This is a genomic window from Microbacterium sp. NPDC090225 (assembly GCF_044772365.1).
GTDB lineage: Bacteria > Actinomycetota > Actinomycetes > Actinomycetales > Microbacteriaceae > Microbacterium.
This window is the reverse complement of the sequence record NZ_JBIVYS010000001.1, coordinates 532,239-552,035: the sequence shown is the minus strand read 5'-3', so window position 1 is coordinate 552,035 and position 19,797 is coordinate 532,239. Positions and strand designations below refer to the sequence as shown.

At 68.8% G+C, this 19,797-nt stretch carries 17 protein-coding genes, 1 tRNA gene and 1 pseudogene; 14 read left to right on the top strand and 5 right to left on the bottom strand.

All coding sequences use genetic code 11. The features are described 5' to 3' along the window. Window positions 1-5 precede the first annotated feature (5 nt). Together ACIQTT_RS02725 and ACIQTT_RS02720 are read left to right on the top strand one after the other, a co-directional pair. Entirely contained in the window at window positions 6-1,748 is a 1,743-nt protein-coding gene (locus ACIQTT_RS02725; RefSeq protein ID WP_402785651.1) for a DEAD/DEAH box helicase, read from the top strand. A gap of 104 nt (window positions 1,749-1,852) precedes the next feature. Beyond that, on the top strand, window positions 1,853-2,947 hold the full coding sequence (locus tag ACIQTT_RS02720; RefSeq protein ID WP_402785648.1) for a VIT1/CCC1 family protein: 1,095 nt from the start codon (window positions 1,853-1,855) through the stop codon (window positions 2,945-2,947). On the opposite strand, the gene ACIQTT_RS02715 is transcribed toward ACIQTT_RS02720, so the two are convergent. Genes ACIQTT_RS02715 through ACIQTT_RS02705 form a run of 3 tightly spaced genes read right to left on the bottom strand, consistent with a single transcriptional unit; the run spans window position 2,944 to window position 6,072 of the window. Continuing rightward, window positions 2,944-4,704, bottom strand: a complete 1,761-nt coding sequence (locus tag ACIQTT_RS02715; RefSeq protein ID WP_402785645.1) for a carbohydrate-binding domain-containing protein — start codon at window positions 4,702-4,704, stop codon at window positions 2,944-2,946. The genes ACIQTT_RS02720 and ACIQTT_RS02715 overlap by 4 nt on opposite strands. A 22-nt stretch (window positions 4,705-4,726) precedes the next feature. Next, complete coding sequence (locus ACIQTT_RS02710) at window positions 4,727-5,491, bottom strand: polyphosphate polymerase domain-containing protein (RefSeq protein WP_402785642.1); 765 nt, start codon at window positions 5,489-5,491, stop codon at window positions 4,727-4,729. Then, entirely contained in the window at window positions 5,488-6,072 is a 585-nt protein-coding gene (locus ACIQTT_RS02705; protein ID WP_402785639.1) for a DUF4956 domain-containing protein, read from the bottom strand. Before ACIQTT_RS02705 ends, ACIQTT_RS02710 begins: the two co-directional genes overlap by 4 nt. Window positions 6,073-6,255: 183 nt before the next feature. Between ACIQTT_RS02705 and ACIQTT_RS02700 the strand changes: the two genes are divergently transcribed. Both ACIQTT_RS02700 and ACIQTT_RS02695 read left to right on the top strand, forming a co-directional pair. Then, window positions 6,256-7,230, top strand: a complete 975-nt coding sequence (locus ACIQTT_RS02700) for a phosphodiester glycosidase family protein (RefSeq protein ID WP_402785636.1) — start codon at window positions 6,256-6,258, stop codon at window positions 7,228-7,230. A 35-nt stretch (window positions 7,231-7,265) separates the two neighbouring features. Continuing rightward, window positions 7,266-8,165 (top strand): annotated as a pseudogene (locus ACIQTT_RS02695) (glycosyltransferase); the annotation flags it as partial. Between the two features lie 133 nt (window positions 8,166-8,298). Here ACIQTT_RS02695 and ACIQTT_RS02690 read toward each other — a convergent pair. Continuing rightward, window positions 8,299-8,381, bottom strand: a tRNA-Leu gene (locus ACIQTT_RS02690). 112 nt (window positions 8,382-8,493) lie between these two features. On the opposite strand from ACIQTT_RS02690, the gene ACIQTT_RS02685 reads away from it, so the two are divergent. Together ACIQTT_RS02685 and ACIQTT_RS02680 are read left to right on the top strand one after the other, a co-directional pair. Then, window positions 8,494-9,789 (top strand): M20/M25/M40 family metallo-hydrolase, encoded by a 1,296-nt coding sequence (locus tag ACIQTT_RS02685; RefSeq protein ID WP_402785633.1) that lies wholly within the window; start codon window positions 8,494-8,496, stop codon window positions 9,787-9,789. 44 nt (window positions 9,790-9,833) lie between these two features. Continuing rightward, on the top strand, window positions 9,834-10,658 hold the full coding sequence (locus ACIQTT_RS02680) for an undecaprenyl-diphosphate phosphatase (protein ID WP_402785630.1): 825 nt from the start codon (window positions 9,834-9,836) through the stop codon (window positions 10,656-10,658). Window positions 10,659-10,670: 12 nt separating this feature from the next. Here ACIQTT_RS02680 and ACIQTT_RS02675 read toward each other — a convergent pair whose 3' ends face one another. Next, window positions 10,671-11,519 (bottom strand): PAC2 family protein, encoded by an 849-nt coding sequence (locus ACIQTT_RS02675; protein WP_402785627.1) that lies wholly within the window; start codon window positions 11,517-11,519, stop codon window positions 10,671-10,673. Window positions 11,520-11,643: 124 nt separating this feature from the next. Here ACIQTT_RS02675 and ACIQTT_RS02670 point away from each other — a divergent pair, with 124 nt between their 5' ends. The 8 genes from ACIQTT_RS02670 to ACIQTT_RS02635 are packed head-to-tail and all read left to right on the top strand — an operon-like array spanning window position 11,644 to window position 19,790. After that, window positions 11,644-12,294, top strand: a complete 651-nt coding sequence (locus tag ACIQTT_RS02670) for an HAD family hydrolase (protein WP_402791075.1) — start codon at window positions 11,644-11,646, stop codon at window positions 12,292-12,294. After that, window positions 12,291-13,310, top strand: a complete 1,020-nt coding sequence (locus ACIQTT_RS02665) for a tRNA (adenine-N1)-methyltransferase (RefSeq protein ID WP_402785624.1) — start codon at window positions 12,291-12,293, stop codon at window positions 13,308-13,310. Before ACIQTT_RS02670 ends, ACIQTT_RS02665 begins: the two co-directional genes overlap by 4 nt. Window positions 13,311-13,320: 10 nt before the next feature. After that, a complete protein-coding gene (locus tag ACIQTT_RS02660; RefSeq protein ID WP_402785621.1) occupies window positions 13,321-14,253 on the top strand; it encodes a hypothetical protein in 933 nt (310 codons plus the stop codon). Continuing rightward, on the top strand, window positions 14,253-15,245 hold the full coding sequence (locus ACIQTT_RS02655) for a helix-turn-helix transcriptional regulator (RefSeq protein WP_402785618.1): 993 nt from the start codon (window positions 14,253-14,255) through the stop codon (window positions 15,243-15,245). Before ACIQTT_RS02660 ends, ACIQTT_RS02655 begins: the two co-directional genes overlap by 1 nt. Further along, entirely contained in the window at window positions 15,242-16,261 is a 1,020-nt protein-coding gene (locus ACIQTT_RS02650) for a helix-turn-helix transcriptional regulator (protein WP_402785615.1), read from the top strand. The genes ACIQTT_RS02655 and ACIQTT_RS02650 overlap by 4 nt, the downstream gene beginning before the upstream one ends. 2 nt (window positions 16,262-16,263) lie before the next feature. Continuing rightward, window positions 16,264-16,503 carry a twin-arginine translocase TatA/TatE family subunit gene (gene tatA, locus ACIQTT_RS02645; RefSeq protein WP_247622496.1) on the top strand — a complete coding sequence of 80 codons (240 nt, stop codon included), beginning with the start codon at window positions 16,264-16,266 and terminating at the stop codon, window positions 16,501-16,503. Window positions 16,504-16,560: 57 nt separating this feature from the next. Then, the gene (gene tatC / locus ACIQTT_RS02640; RefSeq protein WP_402791072.1) at window positions 16,561-17,319 is read left to right on the top strand and encodes a twin-arginine translocase subunit TatC; all 759 of its coding nucleotides are present in this window, start codon (window positions 16,561-16,563) and stop codon (window positions 17,317-17,319) included. Further along, window positions 17,316-19,790, top strand: coding sequence for a DEAD/DEAH box helicase (locus ACIQTT_RS02635; RefSeq protein ID WP_402785610.1), 2,475 nt, complete (start codon window positions 17,316-17,318; stop codon window positions 19,788-19,790). The genes tatC and ACIQTT_RS02635 overlap by 4 nt, the downstream gene beginning before the upstream one ends. The last annotated feature ends 7 nt before the right edge of the window (window positions 19,791-19,797 follow it).

Sequence of the window (19,797 nt, the reverse complement as noted above, 5' to 3'; positions counted from 1 at the left end):
AGCCGATGCTCTCTCCGTCCTTCCCACAGCGCGCCCCCTGGGGAACCGCCAACAAGCTGCGCGCCTGGCAGCAGGAGGCGCTCGAACAGTACTTCGCCGCCGACCAGAGGGACTTCCTCGTGGCCGCGACGCCGGGTGCCGGAAAGACCACCTTCGCCCTCACGCTCGCGGTCGAACTCATGCGCATGGGCGAGGTGAACCGCATCATCGTGGTCGCACCCACCGAGCATCTCAAGACCCAGTGGGCGGATGCCGCGGCGCGGGTGCACATCCGCCTCGACCCGCGCTTCCGCAACAGCGACTGGGCGCCGGCACGGCACTATCACGGAGCGGTCGTGACCTACGCGCAGGTCGCGGCGAAGTCCTCCGTGCACCGCCACCTGACCGAAGACGCCAAGACGCTCGTGATCCTCGACGAGGTGCACCACGGCGGTGACGCGCTCAGCTGGGGCGATGCGATCCGCGACGCCTACGGCCCGGCGAAGCGACGGCTCCTGCTCTCCGGCACGCCGTTCCGCAGCGACACCGCACCGATCCCGTTCGTCGAGTACCACCCCGACGAATCCGGCGCGCGGATCTCGCGCACCGACTACAACTACGGATACGGCCGCGCCCTCGCCGACGGCGTCGTGCGTCCCGTGCTGTTCCACATGTACGCGGGCAAGATGCGGTGGCGCACCACATCGGGCGACGAACTCGAGACGCACCTCGGGCAGGACAACACCAAGGACGTCACCTCGCAGGCCTGGCGCACGGCGCTCGACCCGGAGGGGGAGTGGATGCCGGCCGTCCTCTCCGCCGCCGATCGCCGCCTCACCGAGATCCGCCACCACGTGCCGGATGCCGGTGGTCTGGTGCTCGCGACCGATCAGACGGTCGCTCGCGCCTACGCCAAGATCCTGCACAGCATCACGGGCCAGCAGGCGACGATCGTGCTCTCCGACGACGCGACGGCCTCGGAGCGCATCGAGAAGTTCAGCGCGGGCGAGCAGCGCTGGATGGTGGCCGTGCGCATGGTGTCGGAAGGCGTCGACGTGCCCCGCCTCGCCGTGGGCGTCTATGCGACCTCGTCGTCGACGCCGCTGTTCTTCGCGCAGGCGATCGGTCGATTCGTGCGCGCGCGGCGTCGCGGTGAGGCGGCCAGTGTCTTCCTGCCGCAGGTGCCCGTGCTCATGGGCCTCGCGAACGAGATGGACAAGCAGCGCGACCACGCGCTCGATCGGCAGTCGAAAGACGACGACGGCCTCGAGGATTCGCTCCTCGAGAGCGCGAATCGTGAGGAGGAGACCTCCGACGCGCTGACCCAGGAGTTCAGCTACCAGGCGCTGTCCTCGGTCGCGCACTTCGACCGGGTCGTCTTCGAGGGCCAGGAGTTCGGGCAGCTGGCCGAACCCGGCACACCCGAAGAGGAGGAATTCATCGGTTTCCCCGGCCTCCTCGAGCCCGAGCACGTGCACGAACTGCTCATGCAGCGGCAGTCCCGGCAATCGCGCCTGCGGGAGGCGCGTGAAGCCTCGGCCGGGCCGACCGAGACGACGACGCTCCCGCCGCCGCTGCACCGCACGCTCAAGGAACAGCGCCAGCTCCTCAACAGTCTGGTCGGCCTCTACGCGCGGCAGAAGGGCGAACCGCACGGTGCGGTGCACGCCGAGCTGCGTCGTATCTGCGGCGGGCCGGCGGTCGCGCAGGCCACCGTCACCCAGCTCCAGTCCCGGATCGAGATCCTCCGCAAGCGCGTGCGCACCTGAGCGCTTCGGATTCCCGAAATGCTGGCAATCCCGGCTTCCGCTGGGTCCCGTCTACCCGTCGCGGATAGCGTGGAACGGTTGTCCACGCACCCGAGGAGTCAGATATGACCGCTCCGCTCGCCGCCGAACCCACGGCCGCCGACCGTCGCCGCTGGGCCCGCTACCTCGTCGAGGAGCGCGCCGAGGGGACGGTGTACCAGCGTCTCGCCGCGCGTCGGACGGGGGAGGAGCGCGACATCCTGCTCCGCCTCGCCGACGCCGAGCGCCGGCACGAGCAGCACTGGCTCGACCTCCTCGGCGGTGAGCCGGCCCGCCTGCCTCGCGCCGGAGTCCGTTCGCGGATGCTGGGCTGGATGGCCGGGCGCTTCGGGTCGATCTTCGTGCTCGCGCTCGCGCAGAGCGCCGAGGCGCGATCGCCGTACGATGCCGAGCAGTATGCGACTCCGGCCATGCGCGCCGACGAGAAGGTGCACTCCGAGGTGGTGCGTGGTCTCGCCGCCCGCGGGCGCCGCCGTCTGTCGGGATCCTTCCGCGCGGCGGTCTTCGGCGCCAACGACGGGCTCGTCAGCAACCTCGCGCTGGTTCTCGGCATCGGAGCCACGGGGGTCAGCTCCGGGTTCGTGCTCTTCAGCGGAATCGCCGGGCTCCTCGCGGGCGCGCTGTCGATGGGGGCGGGGGAGTTCGTCTCCGTGCGGTCCCAACGCGAGCTCCTCGCGGCGACCGAGGCGAACGAGGATGCCGCGGCATCCGCTCACGACCTCGACATCGACGAGAACGAGCTCGCCCTCGTCTATCGCGCCCGGGGCGCGGATCCCGAGGAGGCTCTCGCGAAGGCGCGCCGCATCGTGACGGCGGCGCAGGCGGGAGTGCGGCGCACGGCGACCGGTCCGATCCGCACGCATGGCGATGAGAACGAGATCGTCGGCAGCGACTGGACCGCTGCGATCTCCAGTTTCCTGCTGTTCTCGTCGGGCGCCATCATCCCCGTCCTCCCCTGGATCTTCGGCCTGCAGGGTGCGACCGCCGTCATCGTCGCGCTCGTACTCGTCGGCATCGCGCTGCTGAGCACCGGTGCCATGGTCGGCATCCTCTCCGGAGGACCGCCACTGCGCCGAGCCCTGCGCCAACTGGCGATCGGGTTCGGCGCCGCGGCGATCACGTACCTGCTCGGCCTGTTGTTCGGCGTGGGCGCGGTCTAGGACTCGTCGCCGTCACCCTGGGCGCCACGACTCGGAGCGCTGCCACCGGGCATCCCGCCTCCCTGACCGCCTCCGGGCTGGCCGCCCATCCCGCTCGTTCCGCCCTCACCGGCCGTCACGGTGGTCGTGGTGCCGTCGACGACCACGTCATAGCTGCCGCCGCTCACGATCCCGGCGCCCGAGTACACCACCGTGGCGAACGCCTTCACGGCGGTGTACTCCGCCACGACGGTGCCGTCAGACACGATCTGCACAGTGGATCCCGCCGAGCCCGAGGCAGACGCGAACACCCATCCCTGAGCGGAGTCGGTCGTCGGTGCCATCGCCATGCCCGCACTCCCGGCCGCGAGAAGCGTTCCGCCGGACACGTCGAAGGTGCCGTTCACGTCGATCGCGCCGTTCCCGTCACCGGTCGGACCCCACACCGTGAGACTGCCGCCGGTCATGGTCGCCGAGCCGTTCGAGTCGAAGCCGTCGCCCTCGGCATCGACCGTGACGTCGCCGCCGTTGATCGTGATCATCTCGCCGCTGTCCTGCATGCTCTCGCCGCTTCCCGAGGAGGCGTTGAGACCGTCGTCGGATGCCGTGACGAACACGGTGCCCGCGTCGATCGTGATCTGGGCGCTCTCCAGTCCCTCGTACGAGCGGGTGATGTCGGTCTCGCCGCCGTCGATGAACAGGGCGGTGTCGGCATGGATGCCATCGTCGCCCGTGGCGAGCGTGAGGGCTCCCGCGTTGATGTGCACCGCGCCGTTCGAGTGCACGGCGTCGTCCGCGGCATCCGCGTCGATCGTCCCTCCTTCGACGACGACGTAGACGCCGCCCTTGAGCGCCTTCGAGGAGACGTCCTCGCTCGGGGACTGGGCCGACCCGCCGCCGCTCGAGACGGAGATCCCCCCGCCGGTGACCACGAGATCCGTGGCCACCGAGAGCCCGTCGCCCGTGCTCGTGACCGCGATCTCGCCGCCAGACACCCAGAGGTAGCCGCGTGTCGCGTCGGCGTCCTGATCGCTCGTGAGTCCGTCACCGCCGGCGGTCACGGCGATTCTCCCGCCCTCGATCGTCAGCGAGTCCTTCCCGCGCAGCCCGTCGTCGGCGGCGGTGACCGTGAGGGTGCCGCTGAGGATCTTGAGGTCGTCCTTGCTGGTGATGCCGTCGTTGCCGTTCCCGTGGACCGTGAGCGATCCGTCGCCGCTGATCGTCAGATCGGCATCGCTGTAGAGAGCGGCGTTCGCTTCGGCATCGTCGGCGTACGACGAGGCGTCCGACAGGCTGTTGGCGCTGCCGTCCGCCAGCACGATCGCGACGTCGTCGGCGCTGAGGATCGAGAGAGCGGATCCGGCGGCGTTCGTGATCGACGCGTCGTCGAGCGTGATCGCCACGACCGCGTCCTCGGGTGCATCGACGACGACCGCCCCGTCGAGTGATCCGATGATCGCGTACGTGCCACCGGCGGTGATCGTGACGGTCGACCCCTCGACGGTCACGCCGTCGCCGTCGACCGTCGCGGTGTCGCCGTCCAGCGTGATCGTCGACCCGGATGCCCCGGCCTCCTCGGCGTCGACCGTCGTCGCGTCCTCGTTGTCTGCGAGCACCTGCTCGGCGGTCAGCGTCGCATCGACGTCCTGGACGGTCGCCGCCGTCTCGGTGGTCGCCGATGCGGCGGAGGTCGCGGTCGTCGCGGTGCAGCCCGCGAGTACGATGCCGGCGAGGGCGAAGGGAGCGGCGGCGAGCAGGATTCGGTTCTTCGTGTTCATGATGGTCACTCTCTTTCGCGGGTCAGGCGGCGGTCGCCGTGGGCAGGACGCTGCGCCGGAGTACGCGCGTCCACTTGTTCGAGGGCAGGTCAGGGCGCATCGCGGCGAGGCCGGTGCCGTATTTGCTGATGCTCGACGGGCGGATGCCGTGGCGCCACAGCAGCCGATCGAGGTCGCCGGTGCGCAGCCCGGACTTCGTCTCGATGATGACGAGGCCCGGGGTGCGCATACGGGTTCCGTCGGCGAGCTCCCACGCGAGTGCGGCATCGACCGTGGCGCGGCCGCCGCCGTCGGGCGCCAGGAGCGTCGTCCGCCGATAGCGCGTCGCGAGGGTCGCCTGCAGTTCGAGCTCGGAGGCGTCGGTGAGCCCGAGAGGGCGGAGACCCTCGGAGGCGTACTCGAGCCCGTCAGGGCTGAGCGCATCGCGCGCGTCGAAGTCGTACTCGATGCGTTCCTTGACCGTCGTGCTGCGGGCCCCGCGGGTCTTCAGCTCGAGGAAGGCGTCGGCGGTGTCGACGTAACTGCGCGTGCGCAGTTTGAAGCGACGGCGGCGGCCCAGCGCGGCCAGGCGGTAGCTGAGCAGGTCGGGCGTGTCGAAGTAGTGCGACTCGTAGGCGAATGCCGTTCGGCCGTCGATCGTCAGCACCCTGGTGTCGCGCGGCAGCGCGGCCAGCACCGTCTCGGCCTCCACCGACGAGAGCACGTATTTGCGATCCACACGGGTGAGGAGGGCGGCCTCGGCCACGAGTTCGTCCAGTCCGATGGGGGCGAGCGTCGGGGGAGTCATCGGCGGGCTCCGCTCAGCGCGGCGCCGACCTCGACGGACGCGGATGCGCGGTAGCGCACATCGACGAGCGTCGTGTCGTTGACCAGATCGATCTGCAGCACCGTGAGCTGCGTCACGGGACCGTCGAGCACGCTCTCCAGGTGCGACGCGAGCGCGCGCTCGTCGGTGTACGCGCGGTCGACGGAGATCGTGAGGTGCCGCGAGCGCGCGAGGGCCCGCGGGTGGTCGGCGACGTACAGCGCGACGATGATGAGCGCCATCAGGCCGAGAGCCGTCGGAGACACATCCGTGGAGAGTCCCGCGATCAGTCCGAGGGCGAGCGAGGCGAAGTAGTAGGCGACCTCGCGCTGCGAGATCTCCGAGGAGCGCAGGCGGATGATCGACAGCACGCCGAACAGCCCCAGTCCGAGGCCCAGCGCTACCGTCGCTCCCGAGAGCACGACGGCGACGGCGAGCACACCGACGTTGACGCCGACGAACGCGACGAGGAGGTCGCGGCGACGGTGTCGGGTGAAGTAGATGCCGAGGGCGAGGATCGCGATGGCGACGAGGTCGGCGGCGATCATGACGATGCTGGCCATGGGGACTCCTGAGTCTGTGGGGAAAGTGTCCGACCATTCAGGCGTTCACGTCTATGCGCTCTCTATGTCTCGTCTATGCGCGGATGACGAATGTGCGTGCTCATCGAGGACCCATAGCGGAACGACCGGCTTCGCCGAGATTCGGGAAAGGATGCCGATAGGCGTGAGCCGTACTCCTGGAGCATGGACACCGCACACGACACCCCTTCCCGCCCACGTCGACGCCGGGGCCGACGCCCGGTCATCGCCTCCGCCGTCGCCGCCGCACTCGCCCTCGGCGGCGGGGGAATCTGGGCCGCGGATCGCTACCTCATCGAACACGTCGCGATCAGTGACGTCTCGTCCTACGAGGCGGCGCAGAGCACGACGGATGACGCGGTCACGACGACGACCAACGGTGAGACGACCGACACCTCGTACACCTCCGATCAGGCCGACATCACGCTGTCGACCGTCACCACCGGATCCGGCACCGACACGGTCACGTACTACGTGGCCGATGTCACGCTGACGGATGCGACGGCGCTGCGCTCCGCTTTCGCCGGCGATGCGTACGGGACGAACATCACCGAGACGACGAGCTCCATCGCAGCGGACCACGACGCGATCTTCGCGATCAACGGCGACTACTACGGGTTCCGTGACACCGGCATCGTCATCCGCAACGGGGTCGTCTACCGCGACGACGGAGCGCGCGACGGGCTGGCCTTCTACCAGGACGGGCACGTCGAGGTGTACGACGAGACCGCGACCACCGCAGATGAGCTCATCGCCGACGGCGTCTGGAACACCCTGTCCTTCGGGCCGGCGATCGTCGAGGACGGATCGGTACTCGCCGGCATCGAGGACGTCGAGGTCGACACGAACTTCGGCAATCACTCGATCCAGGGCGAGCAGCCGCGCACCGCCGTCGGCGTGATCGACGACAACCACCTCGTCTTCGTCGTCGTCGATGGGCGCGATGAGGGCTACAGTCGCGGGGTCACCATGACGGAGCTCGCCGACATCATGGTGTCGCTCGGCGCAACGACGGCTTACAACCTCGATGGCGGAGGATCGTCCACCCTGTACTTCGACGGCGAAGTCGTCAACCAGCCGTCCAACGGCGGCGAGCGCGGCACGAGCGACATCCTCTACATCGCCGGGAGCGGCTCGTGATCGTCCTAATCCCGGCGTACGAGCCGGATGAGCGGATGGTCGAGCTGGTCGAGGCGCTGGATGGCGCAGGGCATCGGATGCTCGTCGTCGACGACGGCAGCGGGGAGGCATACGCCGAGCTGTTCCGTCGCGTCGAGGATCACGGCGTCGAGGTGCTGCACGAACCCGAGAACGTCGGGAAAGCGAGCGCTCTGCGGCACGGACTCACGCATATCGCGCATCGCTGGCCGGGGGAGGACGTCGTCACCGCCGACAGCGACGGGCAGCATCGTCCGGACGACATCGCTGCGGTCGGCGAAGCGACCGCGCAGGGGGACGTCGTCGTCCTGGGCGGTCGCCGATTCACCGGCGTCGTGCCCCTGCGCAGCCGCGTCGGCAACGCCGTCTCCCGCACGCTCTTCCGCACGGTCGGGGGAGTGGGTGTGCACGACACGCAGACGGGTCTGCGCGGCATCCCCGCCGTTCGCATCCCCGAGGTGCTGGCGGTGACGGGAGAGCGCTTCGCCTGGGAGATGAACGTGCTCCTCGACTTCGCGCGGCGTCGCGTGCCGATCCGCGAGATCGAGATCGCGACCGTCTACCTCGACGGCAATGCCTCATCGCACTTCCGTCCGGTCCGGGATTCGCTGGCGGTCCTGCGTCCGCTCCTGCGGTACGTCCTCGTCTCGTTCGGGTCGTTCGTCCTCGACGTGGCCGCGCTGCACCTGCTGTACGCCGCCTCCGGGATGCTGCTGCCGTCGATGGTCGGCGCGCGGGTGCTGAGCGCCACGGTGAACTTCGCACTCAACCGCGCCGTGGTGTTCCGCGCGGCCGAGGGAGGGTCTCTCCGACGACAGCTCGTGCGCTACGCGGGACTCGCCGCGGTGCTGCTCGCGGTCGGGTACGTCGGTGTCGCGCTCCTCGTCGACGCCGGAGTGCCCGTGATCGCCGCGAAGGTCGCGGTCGACGCCGTCGTGTACATCGCCGGATATGCGGCGCAGCGCGTTTTCGTGTTCGCCCACGGGCGGCGCGAGGGGGCGGGCAAGAAAAAAGCCCCGGTGGATCCAGGGGATCCACCGGGGCCATCTGTGCGCGGAGGGGGACTTGAACCCCCACGCCCTTACGGGCACTACGACCTCAACGTAGCGCGTCTACCATTCCGCCACCCGCGCAGGTTTTGGATGATCGTTGCCGACCGAAGAATGACATTACCACCTTCTGGGGTCGGCCTCGAATCGGGCGTGACGCCCGGGCGTGGCACGCGCTTTCGATAGCCTGGTTCGCATGACCGAACCCTCCCTTCCCGAGGTCGCGCGCATCGCGAGCGAGCTGATCCGCTTCGACACCTCGAACTTCGGCGGCGGCAACGCGAAGGGGGAGCGTGAGGCTGCGGAGTACGTGGGTGCATACCTGACAGAACTCGGGCTCGAGGTCGAGTACTACGAGCCCGTCCCGCGCCGCACGAACGTGATGGCACGGGTGCCGGGTCGCGACCGCTCGCTGCCGGCGCTCGTCGTGCACGGGCACCTCGACGTGGTTCCGGCCATGGCGGACGACTGGACGGTCGATCCCTTCGCCGGGATCGTGCAGGACGGGATGCTGTGGGGCCGCGGCGCCGTCGACATGAAGAACATGAACGCGATGATCCTCACGGCCGTCGCCGACATCCTGCGGGCGGGCGAGATGCCGGCGCGCGACCTCGTCCTCGCGTTCTTCGCCGACGAGGAAAACGGTGGCGTGGAAGGATCGGCGCTCGTCGTGCGCGATCGCCCCGAGTGGTTCGCCGGCGCGGCGACGGCGATCAGCGAGGTCGGCGGGTACTCGATCACGGTCGACGACCGGCGCGCCTACCTGTTGCAGGTGGGGGAGAAGGCGCTGATCTGGATCCGGTTGGTCGCGAAAGGACGGGCGGGTCACGGCAGCCGTCTGCACGACGACAACGCGATCACGACGCTGGCCGAAGCGGTCGCCGCGATCGGTCGCACGCGCTGGCCGATCCGCCTCACACCGACCACCACCGCGCTCCTCGAGGGACTGAGCTCGCTCACCGGGCGCAGCGCTGACGATCCGGATGCCCTGGCATCCGCGGCGGGTCCCGCCGAGGCGTTCCTGCGCTCGTCGTTCCGGACGACGACGAACCCCACCGGCCTCACCGCGGGATACAAGCACAACGTGATCCCCGAGCGTGCCGAAGCGCTGATCGATGTGCGCGTGATCCCCGGCACCGAGGACGAGGTGCTGGCCGAGCTGCAGCAGATCGTCGGCGACGAGATCGTGATCGAGACCGTGGTCCGCGACATCGGCATGGAGACCCCGTTCGAGGGTGAACTCGTCGAGGCCATGGTCGCGAGCATCGGTCGGCACGACCCCGGCGTTCCCGTCATCCCGTATCTGCTGGGGGCCGGCACCGACAACAAGGCACTGTCGACGCTCGGGATCACCGGCTACGGTTTCGCGCCGCTCCGGCTGCCCGCTGATCTCGACTTCACAGGCATGTTCCACGGAGTCGACGAGCGTGTGCCCGTAGACTCGCTTGTCTTCGGTCAGCGGGTGCTGGCCGATCTGCTGCGCACGTACTGAGCGCTCCCGCCGGCTCCGTGCCGCCGTCGACCCTGAAGGCCCCCATGCATCTCTTCGAAGCGCTCATCCTCGGCATCGTCCAGGGGCTGACCGAGTTCCTGCCGATCTCCTCCAGCGCCCACCTGCGCATCGTCGGCTCGTTCCTGCCCTCGGGCGAGGACCCGGGCGCGGCGTTCACCGCGATCACGCAGATCGGCACCGAGGCGGCCGTGGTGGTGTTCTTCTGGCGCGACATCGTCCGCATCGTCACGCAGTGGTTCCGATCGCTCGTCGGCAAAGCTCCGCGCACCGATCCCGACGCTCGTATGGGCTGGATGATCATCATCGGCAGCATCCCGATCGTCGTCCTGGGGCTGTTCTTCCAGGATCAGATCGAGAGCGTGTTCCGCTCGCTCTGGGTCGTCGCGATCATGCTCATCGTCTTCGGCATCCTGCTCGGCATCGCCGACCACGTCGGGGCGAAGAAGCGCACGCTGAACCAGCTCACCTACCCGCACGGCGTCGCCTACGGTTTCGCGCAGGCGCTCGCCCTCGTCCCGGGAGTCTCGCGCTCGGGCGGCACGATCACCATGGGACTCTTCCTCGGCTACGAGCGCGCCGCGGCGGCCCGTTACGCGTTCCTCCTGGCGATCCCGGCCGTCTTCGGCAGCGGTTTCTACCAGCTGGCGAAGAGCTGGAACGAGCCGGCGTTCTTCTCGCTCGGTGACACGCTGGCGGCCACCGGCATCGCGTTCGTCGTCGCTCTCGGGGTCATCGCGTTCTTCATGAGCTGGATCTCGAAGCGCAGCTTCCTGCCGTTCGTGATCTACCGCATCCTGCTGGGTACGGTGATCCTGGTCCTGCTCGCGACCGGAGCGATCGCCGCCTGAGGGCCGAGGCGCTCAGCGCTTGTGGTCGCCCGGGCCGTCGCCCCGCCGGCGCAGGTACTTCTCGAACTCCTGGGCGATCGCGTCGCCCGAGGCCTCCGGTGAGTCCCACGTGTCGCGGGTGCGCTCGAGCTGACGGATGTACTCGGTCATCTCTTCGTCGTCCGCCGCGGCGGCATCGATGGATGCCTCCCACGCGGCGGCCTCGGTGCGCAGCGCGTCGCGCGGCACCGACACCCCGGTGAGCTCCTCCAGACGGTCGAGCAGGGCGAGGGTCACCTTCGGCGACGGCGTCGCGTTGGCGACGTAGTGCGGCACGCTGGCCCACAGGGTCGCCGTAGGGATGCCCGCCGACTCGGCGTAGTGCTCGATGACGCTGAGGATGCCGACAGGGCCCTCGTAGAGGGACTTCTCGAGGCCGAGTTCCTCGCGTGCCTGCTCGTTCTGGCTGGCGGCGAAGATCGAGATCGGTCGGGAGTGCGGCACGTCGGCGAGCATCGCGCCGAGCATGATGAATCCGCTCACGTCGTCACGCAGCGCGACGTCGATGAACTCGGCCGCGAACGATTGCCACGTGCGCGCCGGCTCGACTCCGGTCAGCAGCCAGAACTCGGGCCCCTCGCCCACGTCGCGCGGACGCCACAGCGTCGCTTCCGGCCATTTCAGAGCTCGACGGCCGTCGGTGTCGAGCTGGGTCGACGGACGCGTGTACTGGTAGTCGAAGTAGAGCTCGGGGTCGACGGTGTGCACGAGGTCGTACTCGCTCGTGGCGCGCAGGGCGGCGAGGGCGCCGCTCGCCGCTTCACCCGCGTCGTTCCAACCGTCGAAGGCGACGATCACGATGCGTGAACCGAGAACATCCATCGTGATCCCCTTTCGATCGAGTGACGGTGTCGTCTCCCCAGGCTAGTCGCGCTCGGCGGAAGACGGGCTCACCGCCGGATAACATGGCTCGGTGAGCACACAGCCCCGCGCAGTCCTCTGGGACATGGATGGAACAGTCGTCGACACCGAGCCGTACTGGATGGCGGCCGAGACCCGGCTCGTCGAGTCGTTCGGCGGGACGTGGACCCACGAGGAGGCCCTGCAGCTGGTGGGCAGCGGACTGATCGACAGTGCGATCATCCTGCAGAACGCGGGTGTGCGCATGGAGGCGGAGGCGATCGTCGCCCATCTGACCGATGAGGTGCAGAACCTGCTGCGCACCGAGGGAGTGCCCTTCCGTCCCGGTGCGCGCGAGCTCCTCCTCGACCTGAAGCAGGCGGGCGTCACGACCGCACTCGTGACGATGTCGCTGCGCCGGATGGCGCTGAGCGTCGTCGATCTCATCGACTTCCCGGCCTTCGATCTCGTCGTCGCCGGCGACGACGTCGACAACCCGAAGCCGCACCCCGAGCCGTATCTGCAGGCCGCCGCACTGCTCGGCATCGACATCACCGAAGCAATCGTGATCGAGGACTCGCCGACCGGCGTCCGTGCCGGGATCGCCTCCGGCGCCGTTACACTCGGCGTCCCGCACATCGTGCCGCTCGACGACCTCGGCGCGCACGAACTCTGGCCGACGCTCGACGGCCGCACCGCTGCCGACCTGGTCGATCTTCTCGACCGCCACTCCGCCACGACGGGAGCCACCCGATGACCGCCTCCGGCACGCACCGTCCGAGCGGCCCGTTCCGCGAGGGCGATCGCGTCCAGCTGACGGGCCCCAAGGGCCGGCTGCACACCGTCACCCTCCGCGAGGACGGCGAGCTGCACACCCACCACGGTGTGCTGCGTCACCGCGACCTCATCGGTCTGCCCGACGGATCGGTCGCAGCGAACAGTTCGGGGCACGAGTACCTCGCCCTGCGCCCGCTGCTGAAGGACTTCGCGATGTCGATGCCCCGTGGCGCGGCGATCGTGTATCCGAAGGATGCCGCGCAGATCGTCATGCAGGCCGATGTCTTCCCCGGCGCGACGGTGGTCGAGGCGGGCGTGGGCTCGGGTGCGCTGTCGCTCTCGCTGCTGCGTGCGGTCGGGGCTACGGGCAAGCTCGTGTCGTTCGAACGGCGCGAGGACTTCGCCGAGGTCGCCCGTGGCAACGTCGCGACGTTCTTCGGCGAACAGCCCGACACCTGGAGCGTCGTCGTCGGTGATCTCGTCGAGCAGCTGCCCTCCGAGCTGCCCGCCGGATCCGTCGACCGCGTCGTGCTCGACATGCTGGCCCCGTGGGAGTGCATCGACGTCGTCGCCGACGCGCTCACACCCGGGGGAGTCGTGCTCTGCTACATCGCGACCGCCACGCAGCTCTCGCGTGTGGCCGAATACATCCGCAACACCGGCCTGTTCACCGATCCGGACGCCTCCGAGACCATGGTGCGCGGCTGGCACGTCGAGGGCCTCGCGGTACGTCCCGACCACCGGATGGTCGCGCACACCGGATTCCTGTTGACCGCGCGTCGTCTGGCTCCGGGCACGGTGGCCCCCTCCGTCAAGCGTCGCGCCTCGAAGTCCAGCTACGGCGACGACGACGTGGAGCAGTGGACCCCCGGCGCCGTCGGCGATCGCGAGATCACCGACAAGAACCTCCGCAAGCGGGCTCGCGAGGCCGCACGTGCCGCCGAGGGCGCGCGCATCGCGACGGCATCGCGCGAATCGGAGCAGCCGACCGAATAGACTGGCGGGCGTGCGTAAAACGTCCGCCGTTCTGGCCACCCTCAGCCTCGCCGTCCTCGCTCTGACGGGGTGCACGGCTGCTCCGACCTTCGATGGCGCCGCGTGCGACCGCTCCGGCGGTTCGACCGGTCTCGCCGATGCGGTGACCGTCGAGGGCGATCTCGGTGCGAAGCCGGATGTGAGCATCTACACGCCGCTGCACGTCGAGAAGTCAGCGACGACGGATGTCGTCGTCGGTGACGGTCGTGCTGTTCAGAACGGCCAGCAGCCCTTCGTCTACGAGCTCACCCTCTTCAGCGGCGAGACGGGCGAAGAGGTCGCCGGCACACCGTACGACCCCGCTCAGGGGCCGCTGACGAGCCTCGACATCCAGGGTGCGCGTTTCCCGGCTCTCGCAGACGCACTGAAGTGCGTCACCCAGGGGTCTCGCACGGTGGTCGCTCTGACCGCAGATGATGCCGGAGCGGAGGCACTGCAGAGCTTCGGTCTCGATGTCGACGACACGATGGTGTTCGTCGTCGACACCATCGACGTGCTCCTGCCGAAGGCCGAAGGCTCCCTGCAGTTCAATGATGCTCGCGGCATGCCGACCGTCGTTCGTGCTCCGGATGGCACCCCGGGCGTGATCATCCCCAACTCCGACGCACCGTCCTCCCTGGTCACGCAGACGCTCATCCTCGGTGAGGGCGACGACGTCGAAGCCGATCAGGTGCCGATCGTCCAGTACACAGCGCTCGGCTGGGACGACAAGACCGTGATGACGCAGACGTGGGGCAAGGCGGTCTCCACCGACCTGCAGCAGGTCGCACCCGCCGTGGCCCAGGAGCTGGTCGGCAAGCCCGTCGGCTCTCAGGTGCTCGTCGTCACTCCGGCTTCCGACTCGGCCCCCGCCGTCGTCTACGTCGTCGACATCCTGGGCGCGATCACGGTACCCACTCAGTGATGGCCGCCCGTATTCCCGCCGAGGAGCGCCTGACGAATCTCGTCGTGGCTCTCATGGCGACGGAGATCGGGCTCACGAAGCAGCAGATCCTCGACAACGTCTCCGGCTACCGCCAGCGTGCGGATGCCGGGACACGGTCGGATGCCCTCGAGAAGATGTTCGAGCGCGATAAGGACGAACTTCGCTCGCTCGGCGTGCCCGTAGAGACGATCGGTGACGCCGCCGACCCGAACGATCTGCGCGAGGCGCGCTACCGGATTCCGCAGGCGGAGTACGACCTGCCGAGCGACATCGACTTCACGCCCGCCGAACTCGCCGTGCTTCGTCTTGCGGGAAGCGTGTGGAGCGCGGAATCCGCGTCGGGAGACGCTCAGTCCGGCGTTCGCAAGATCCGTGCTCTCGGTATCGACGGCGACGAGCCGATCATCGGCTTCGCGCCGCGCATCACGGCGCGCGATTCCGCGTTCGGTCCGATCCAGGAGGCGATCGAGAAGAGTCGGGTCGTGGCCTTCGACTACCTCAAGCCGGGGGAGGATGCCCCCCGCCGTCGCCGGGTGCAGCCGCTCGCGCTCGTGGACTACGAGGCGCGTTGGCACGTGTTCGGCATCGATATCGACGCCGCGGGCGATCGCACGTTCCTGCTCAGCCGAATCGTCGGTGAGGTGACCGTGACCGCGACGACCTTCGATCCCACGCTGCGGGACGGCGCGGGCGACCGCGCGCTCGCGGGGCTCGAGGCGGTGGCGGCGCAGAACTCCGCCCTGCTCGAGATCACTCCCGGCACGGAGGCGTCGCTTCGACTGGGACGGCGCGCGGTGCCCGCGGTTCAAGGGATCCGCGTCCCCTTCGTCGATGTCCACATCCTCGCCGACGAGCTCGCGTCGTACGGTCCCGAAGTGCGTGTGGTCGAGCCCGACGCACTCCGTGACGCGGTGGTGTCGCGTCTCCGCGCGGTCGCCGAGACGCACACCGACCGGGATGTGCGACGATGAGCACGAAGAAGCCGTTGCTCGCCGGCGATCGGGTGCGTCTATACCTGACGCTCGTTCCGTATCTCCTCGAGCACGGGCAGGTCTCTTTGGCCGAGGCATCCGCGGAGTTCGGCGTGACCCCGCGCGAGATGCGGGCGATGGTCGAGAAGCTGACCGTGATCGGCCTGCCCGGCGAAGCCGGGTTCTGGCAGCAGCCGCAGGAGATGTTCGACATCAACTGGGACCTGCTCGACCAGGAAGACGTCATCGAGATCACGAACGACGTCGCGTTGCGCCGTGTGCCGCGGTTCACGGCGCGCGAAGCCGCAGCACTGCTCGCCGGGCTGCAGATGGTCGCTGCGGTGCCCGCGGTCTCGGACTCGGGGCTCGTCGCCGGTCTCATCTCGAAGCTCTCCCGAGGAGCGGCCGACGCTCCCGCCGAGGTGGTCATCGCGCCCACGGCGGTCGACGAGGTGCGCGAGGCGGTGTCCCGTGGGGTGCAGGAGCGGCGCGCGATCTCGTTCACCTATCAGGCGCCCGACGCGCAGCCGACCACGCGCACGGTCGATCCGGTGCAGATCCTGATCACCAACGGTCAGTGGTATCTGCAGGGATGGTGTCATCTGCGTCAGGCGATGCGCACCTTCCACCTCGACCGGGTGAGCCGCCCGCAGCTGACCGACATCCCGATCACGCACGCGGGGGAGCACGTTCCCGAGGCCTTCGCCGAGGTGGCCGACGACCGCGAGGTCACCGTGCGCGTTCCCGAACGACTGGCTCCGCTCCTGGGCGGTCTCCTCTCCGCCGACGAGGTCGAGACCCTCGACGGCGTGGTCACGGCTCACCTGCACCTCGCCGATCCGCGCGGCATCAAGCGCATCGCCGCGCGATTCGGGGGAGCGCTCGAGGTACTCGAACCGGGTATCGCGCGCGCAGCGACCCGGGAATGGGCGTCTGCGGGACTCGCGCTCTACCACCGCCCATCCACAGCACAGGCGGGTAGACTGGCCGAATCGCCCACCGACGACGGGAACTAGAGATGTTTGCTGGACTGCAGGGGTGGCACCTCCTGATCGTGCTCGCCGTGATCCTCCTCCTTTTCGGCGCGGCAAAGCTGCCCGCCCTCGCGAAGAGCGTCGGCCAGTCGGCCCGCGTCTTCAAGGGAGAGATGAAGGCGATGAAGGAAGAAGACGGTCCCGCAGCCGCCGAGAACGCGGCAGTGGACCCGACCACGGTGAAGAACTCGGGCTCAGAACCTGAGACTCCGCCGCGCGCCTGACCGCTCGTGGCAGTGATGGACCTGGCCGCGAAGGCGAAGCCGGACCGCGACCGGCGGATGTCTCTCGGAGCGCACCTCGTCGAGTTGCGCCGCCGTCTGATGATCGCCGCGATCGCGCTGGTCGTCGGCATGGTGCTGGCGTTCATCGTCGCGGATCCGATCATCCACTTCATCACAGAGCCGATCCGTCTCATCACCGAGAAACGCGGTGATGATTTCAGCGCCCTCAACTTCTCGACCGTGACCTCCGCGTTCGACATGCGCATGCGAATCGCCCTGTCGATCGGTCTCTTCGCCTCTGCACCGGTCTGGCTGTGGCAGATCTGGGCGTTCATCATGCCCGGCCTCACCCGCAAAGAGGTGCGCTACACGATCGGCTTCGTCGCTGCCGCCGTTCCGCTGTTCCTCGGCGGGTGCTACCTCGGCGTCATGATCATGCCGCACATCATCGAGCTGATGTGGAGCTTCACGCCGGAGGGCGGCACGAACTTCTACGCGGCCCAGGACTACTACGACTTCATCTTCAAACTGATGCTCGTGATCGGTGTCTCCTTCGTGCTGCCGGTCTTCCTCGTCGCATTGAATTTCGCCGGGATCATGTCGGGGCGGGCGATCCTCAAGGGATGGCGCGTCGCGATCATCATCGCCACGGTCTTCGCCGCTCTCGCGACGCCGGCCGCCGACGTTGTGAGCATGCTGATGCTCGCGGGCATCCTGATCGTCCTGTACTTCGCGGCCGCCGGTCTGTCGCTGCTGTTCGACCGGCGCAAGCGCAAGCAGGATGCGGCCGCCGGCCTCCTGCCGGACGCCGCATGAGTTCGCCGGCGGAGCGATACGCCGCCGCGCGACAGGCATCGGAGCACCCCGAGACCTCCGCGTTCGCCGCGCGTCAGCGATTCGATCTCGACCCGTTCCAGATCGAGGGCTGTCACGCGCTCGAGCGTGGGAACAGCGTCCTGGTCGCCGCACCGACCGGGGCCGGCAAGACGATCGTGGGCGAGTTCGCGATCCATCTCGCGATGCAGACGCCCCGCGACAAGGCGTTCTACACGACGCCGATGAAGGCTCTCTCGAACCAGAAGTTCCGCGAGCTCGTCGACGTCTACGGAGCCGACGAGGTCGGGCTCCTCACCGGCGACACCAACATCAACGGCAACGCGCGCATCGTGGTGATGACCACCGAAGTGCTGCGCAACATGATCTACGCCGACTCGGCGGCCCTGCGGGATCTTCGCTACGTCGTGATGGACGAGGTCCACTACCTCGCCGACCGATTCCGCGGCGCGGTGTGGGAAGAGGTCATCATCCACCTGCCGTCGCAGGTGCGCCTCGTCTCGTTGAGCGCCACGGTGTCGAATGCCGAGGAGTTCGGCGACTGGCTCGACACGGTGCGCGGCGACACCGAGGTGATCGTCTCGGAGATCCGCCCTGTCCCGCTGGAGCAGCACGTGCTCGTGCGCGACGACCTCCTGCCCCTGTTCGACGATAGGGCGGGTGTCGCCACGGCGCAGGTGAACCAGGAGCTGATGCGCATCCGCTCGTTCACCGGCTCCAACTACGACAACAACCGTCGCGCACAGTCCTACGTCAGCAACCGTCACGCCGGTCGACAGGCGAAGCGCCCACCGCGCGGGGGCCAGCGGCCGGTGCGTCCGTCGAACGCGCGCCGCATCGAGCGGATCGACCGCCCGGAGGTCATCCACCTCCTCGAGCGCGCGAATCTGCTGCCGGCGATCTTCTTCATCTTCAGCCGCGTCGGCTGCGATGCGGCCGTCGCGCAGGTGCGTCGTTCGGGCATGCGCCTCACCTCGCACGAGGAGCGCGCCGAGATCCGCGAAATCGTCGAGGAACGCACCCGCACGCTGCTGGAGGAGGACCTCGGAGTCCTCGGCTACTGGGAGTGGCTCGACAACCTCGAGCGCGGCGTGGCCTCGCATCACGCGGGCCTACTGCCGGCGTTCAAGGAGGTCGTCGAGGAGCTCTACCAGCGCAAGCTCGTGAAGGTCGTCTTCGCCACCGAGACGCTCGCGCTCGGCATCAACATGCCGGCGCGAACGGTCGTGCTCGAGAAGATGGAGAAGTTCAACGGCGAGGCGCGCGTCGCGATCACCTCGGGGGAGTACACGCAGCTCACCGGTCGCGCCGGACGTCGGGGCATCGACGTCGAGGGCCACGCGGTGGTGCAGTGGACCGAGGGCATGGACCCTCAGGCCGTTGCCGCTCTCGCCTCGCGGCGCACCTACCCGCTGAACTCGAGCTTCCGGCCGACGTACAACATGGCCGTGAACCTCATCGACCTGTTCGGAAAGCCCCGCGCGCGGCAGATCCTCGAGTCGTCGTTCGCCCAGTTCCAGGCCGATCGCGCCGTGGTCGGCCTCGCCCGCCAGGTGCGCGAGGCCGAGGTCTCTCTCGCCGGCTACGAGAAGTCGATGTCGTGCGAGCACGGCGACTTCGTGGAGTACTCCACGATCCGTCGCGAGCTGAGCGACCTCGAGAATAAGAACCGGCAGGACTCCGGGGCACCGCGCTCGGCGCGCGACAAGCGACTGAAGCGCATCCAGCAGCTGCGCACGAAGATGCAGCGGCACCCGTGCCATGGCTGCCCCGATCGCGAGGCGCACGCCCGGTGGGCGGAGCGGTACTGGAAGCTGAAGCGTCAGACCGACCGCACCCGCCGTCAGATCGAGACCCGTACCGGCACGGTGGCCAGAGTGTTCGACCGCGTGGTCGAAGTTCTCGAGACGCTCGACTATCTGCGCTCCGACGGTGACGAGATGACGCTCACGGAGGCGGGCCGTACGATGCGGCGCATTTACGGCGAGCGGGATCTGCTGGTGGCCGAGTCGCTGCGCCAGGGGCTGTGGTCGGGCCTCGATGCGCCTTCGCTCGCGGCGATGGCGTGCTGCCTCGTCTACGAGCCGCGGCGCGATGAGGCGAACTCGGGTGAGCGCGGCCTCCCGCGCGGTGCGTTCCGCGCCGCGTACGAGAAGACGACCGCGCTGTGGGCCGTTCTCGACGATCTCGAACAGGATCACCACCTCCCCGGCTCCGAGCCGCTCGCCGCCGGTCTCGCCGGGGCGATGCACTCGTGGGCACGGGGCGGGATGCTCGATCGGGTTCTCGTCGATGCCGATATGGCGGCCGGCGACTTCGTCCGCTGGGCGAAGCAGACGATCGACCTCCTCGATCAGCTGTCGATCGTCGCCGAAGACGGAGCACTCGCTCGCACGGCCCGCACGGCGCTCGACGGCGTCCGCCGTGGCATCGTCGCCTACTCCTCGATGTGACCGGGGG

Excerpts from the sequence above, each read along its gene's own strand:
- ACIQTT_RS02725 (WP_402785651.1), top strand. The coding sequence starts at position 6 with ATGCTCTCTCCGTCCTTCCCACAGCGCGCCCCCTGGGGAACCGCCAAC.
- ACIQTT_RS02720 (WP_402785648.1), top strand. The coding sequence starts at position 1,853 with ATGACCGCTCCGCTCGCCGCCGAACCCACGGCCGCCGACCGTCGCCGC.
- ACIQTT_RS02715 (WP_402785645.1), bottom strand. The coding sequence starts at position 4,704 with ATGAACACGAAGAACCGAATCCTGCTCGCCGCCGCTCCCTTCGCCCTC.
- ACIQTT_RS02710 (WP_402785642.1), bottom strand. The coding sequence starts at position 5,491 with ATGACTCCCCCGACGCTCGCCCCCATCGGACTGGACGAACTCGTGGCC.
- ACIQTT_RS02705 (WP_402785639.1), bottom strand. The coding sequence starts at position 6,072 with ATGGCCAGCATCGTCATGATCGCCGCCGACCTCGTCGCCATCGCGATC.
- ACIQTT_RS02700 (WP_402785636.1), top strand. The coding sequence starts at position 6,256 with ATGGACACCGCACACGACACCCCTTCCCGCCCACGTCGACGCCGGGGC.
- ACIQTT_RS02685 (WP_402785633.1), top strand. The coding sequence starts at position 8,494 with ATGACCGAACCCTCCCTTCCCGAGGTCGCGCGCATCGCGAGCGAGCTG.
- ACIQTT_RS02680 (WP_402785630.1), top strand. The coding sequence starts at position 9,834 with ATGCATCTCTTCGAAGCGCTCATCCTCGGCATCGTCCAGGGGCTGACC.
- ACIQTT_RS02675 (WP_402785627.1), bottom strand. The coding sequence starts at position 11,519 with ATGGATGTTCTCGGTTCACGCATCGTGATCGTCGCCTTCGACGGTTGG.
- ACIQTT_RS02670 (WP_402791075.1), top strand. The coding sequence starts at position 11,644 with ATGGATGGAACAGTCGTCGACACCGAGCCGTACTGGATGGCGGCCGAG.
- ACIQTT_RS02665 (WP_402785624.1), top strand. The coding sequence starts at position 12,291 with ATGACCGCCTCCGGCACGCACCGTCCGAGCGGCCCGTTCCGCGAGGGC.
- ACIQTT_RS02655 (WP_402785618.1), top strand. The coding sequence starts at position 14,253 with ATGGCCGCCCGTATTCCCGCCGAGGAGCGCCTGACGAATCTCGTCGTG.
- ACIQTT_RS02650 (WP_402785615.1), top strand. The coding sequence starts at position 15,242 with ATGAGCACGAAGAAGCCGTTGCTCGCCGGCGATCGGGTGCGTCTATAC.
- tatA (WP_247622496.1), top strand. The coding sequence starts at position 16,264 with ATGTTTGCTGGACTGCAGGGGTGGCACCTCCTGATCGTGCTCGCCGTG.
- tatC (WP_402791072.1), top strand. The coding sequence starts at position 16,561 with ATGTCTCTCGGAGCGCACCTCGTCGAGTTGCGCCGCCGTCTGATGATC.
- ACIQTT_RS02635 (WP_402785610.1), top strand. The coding sequence starts at position 17,316 with ATGAGTTCGCCGGCGGAGCGATACGCCGCCGCGCGACAGGCATCGGAG.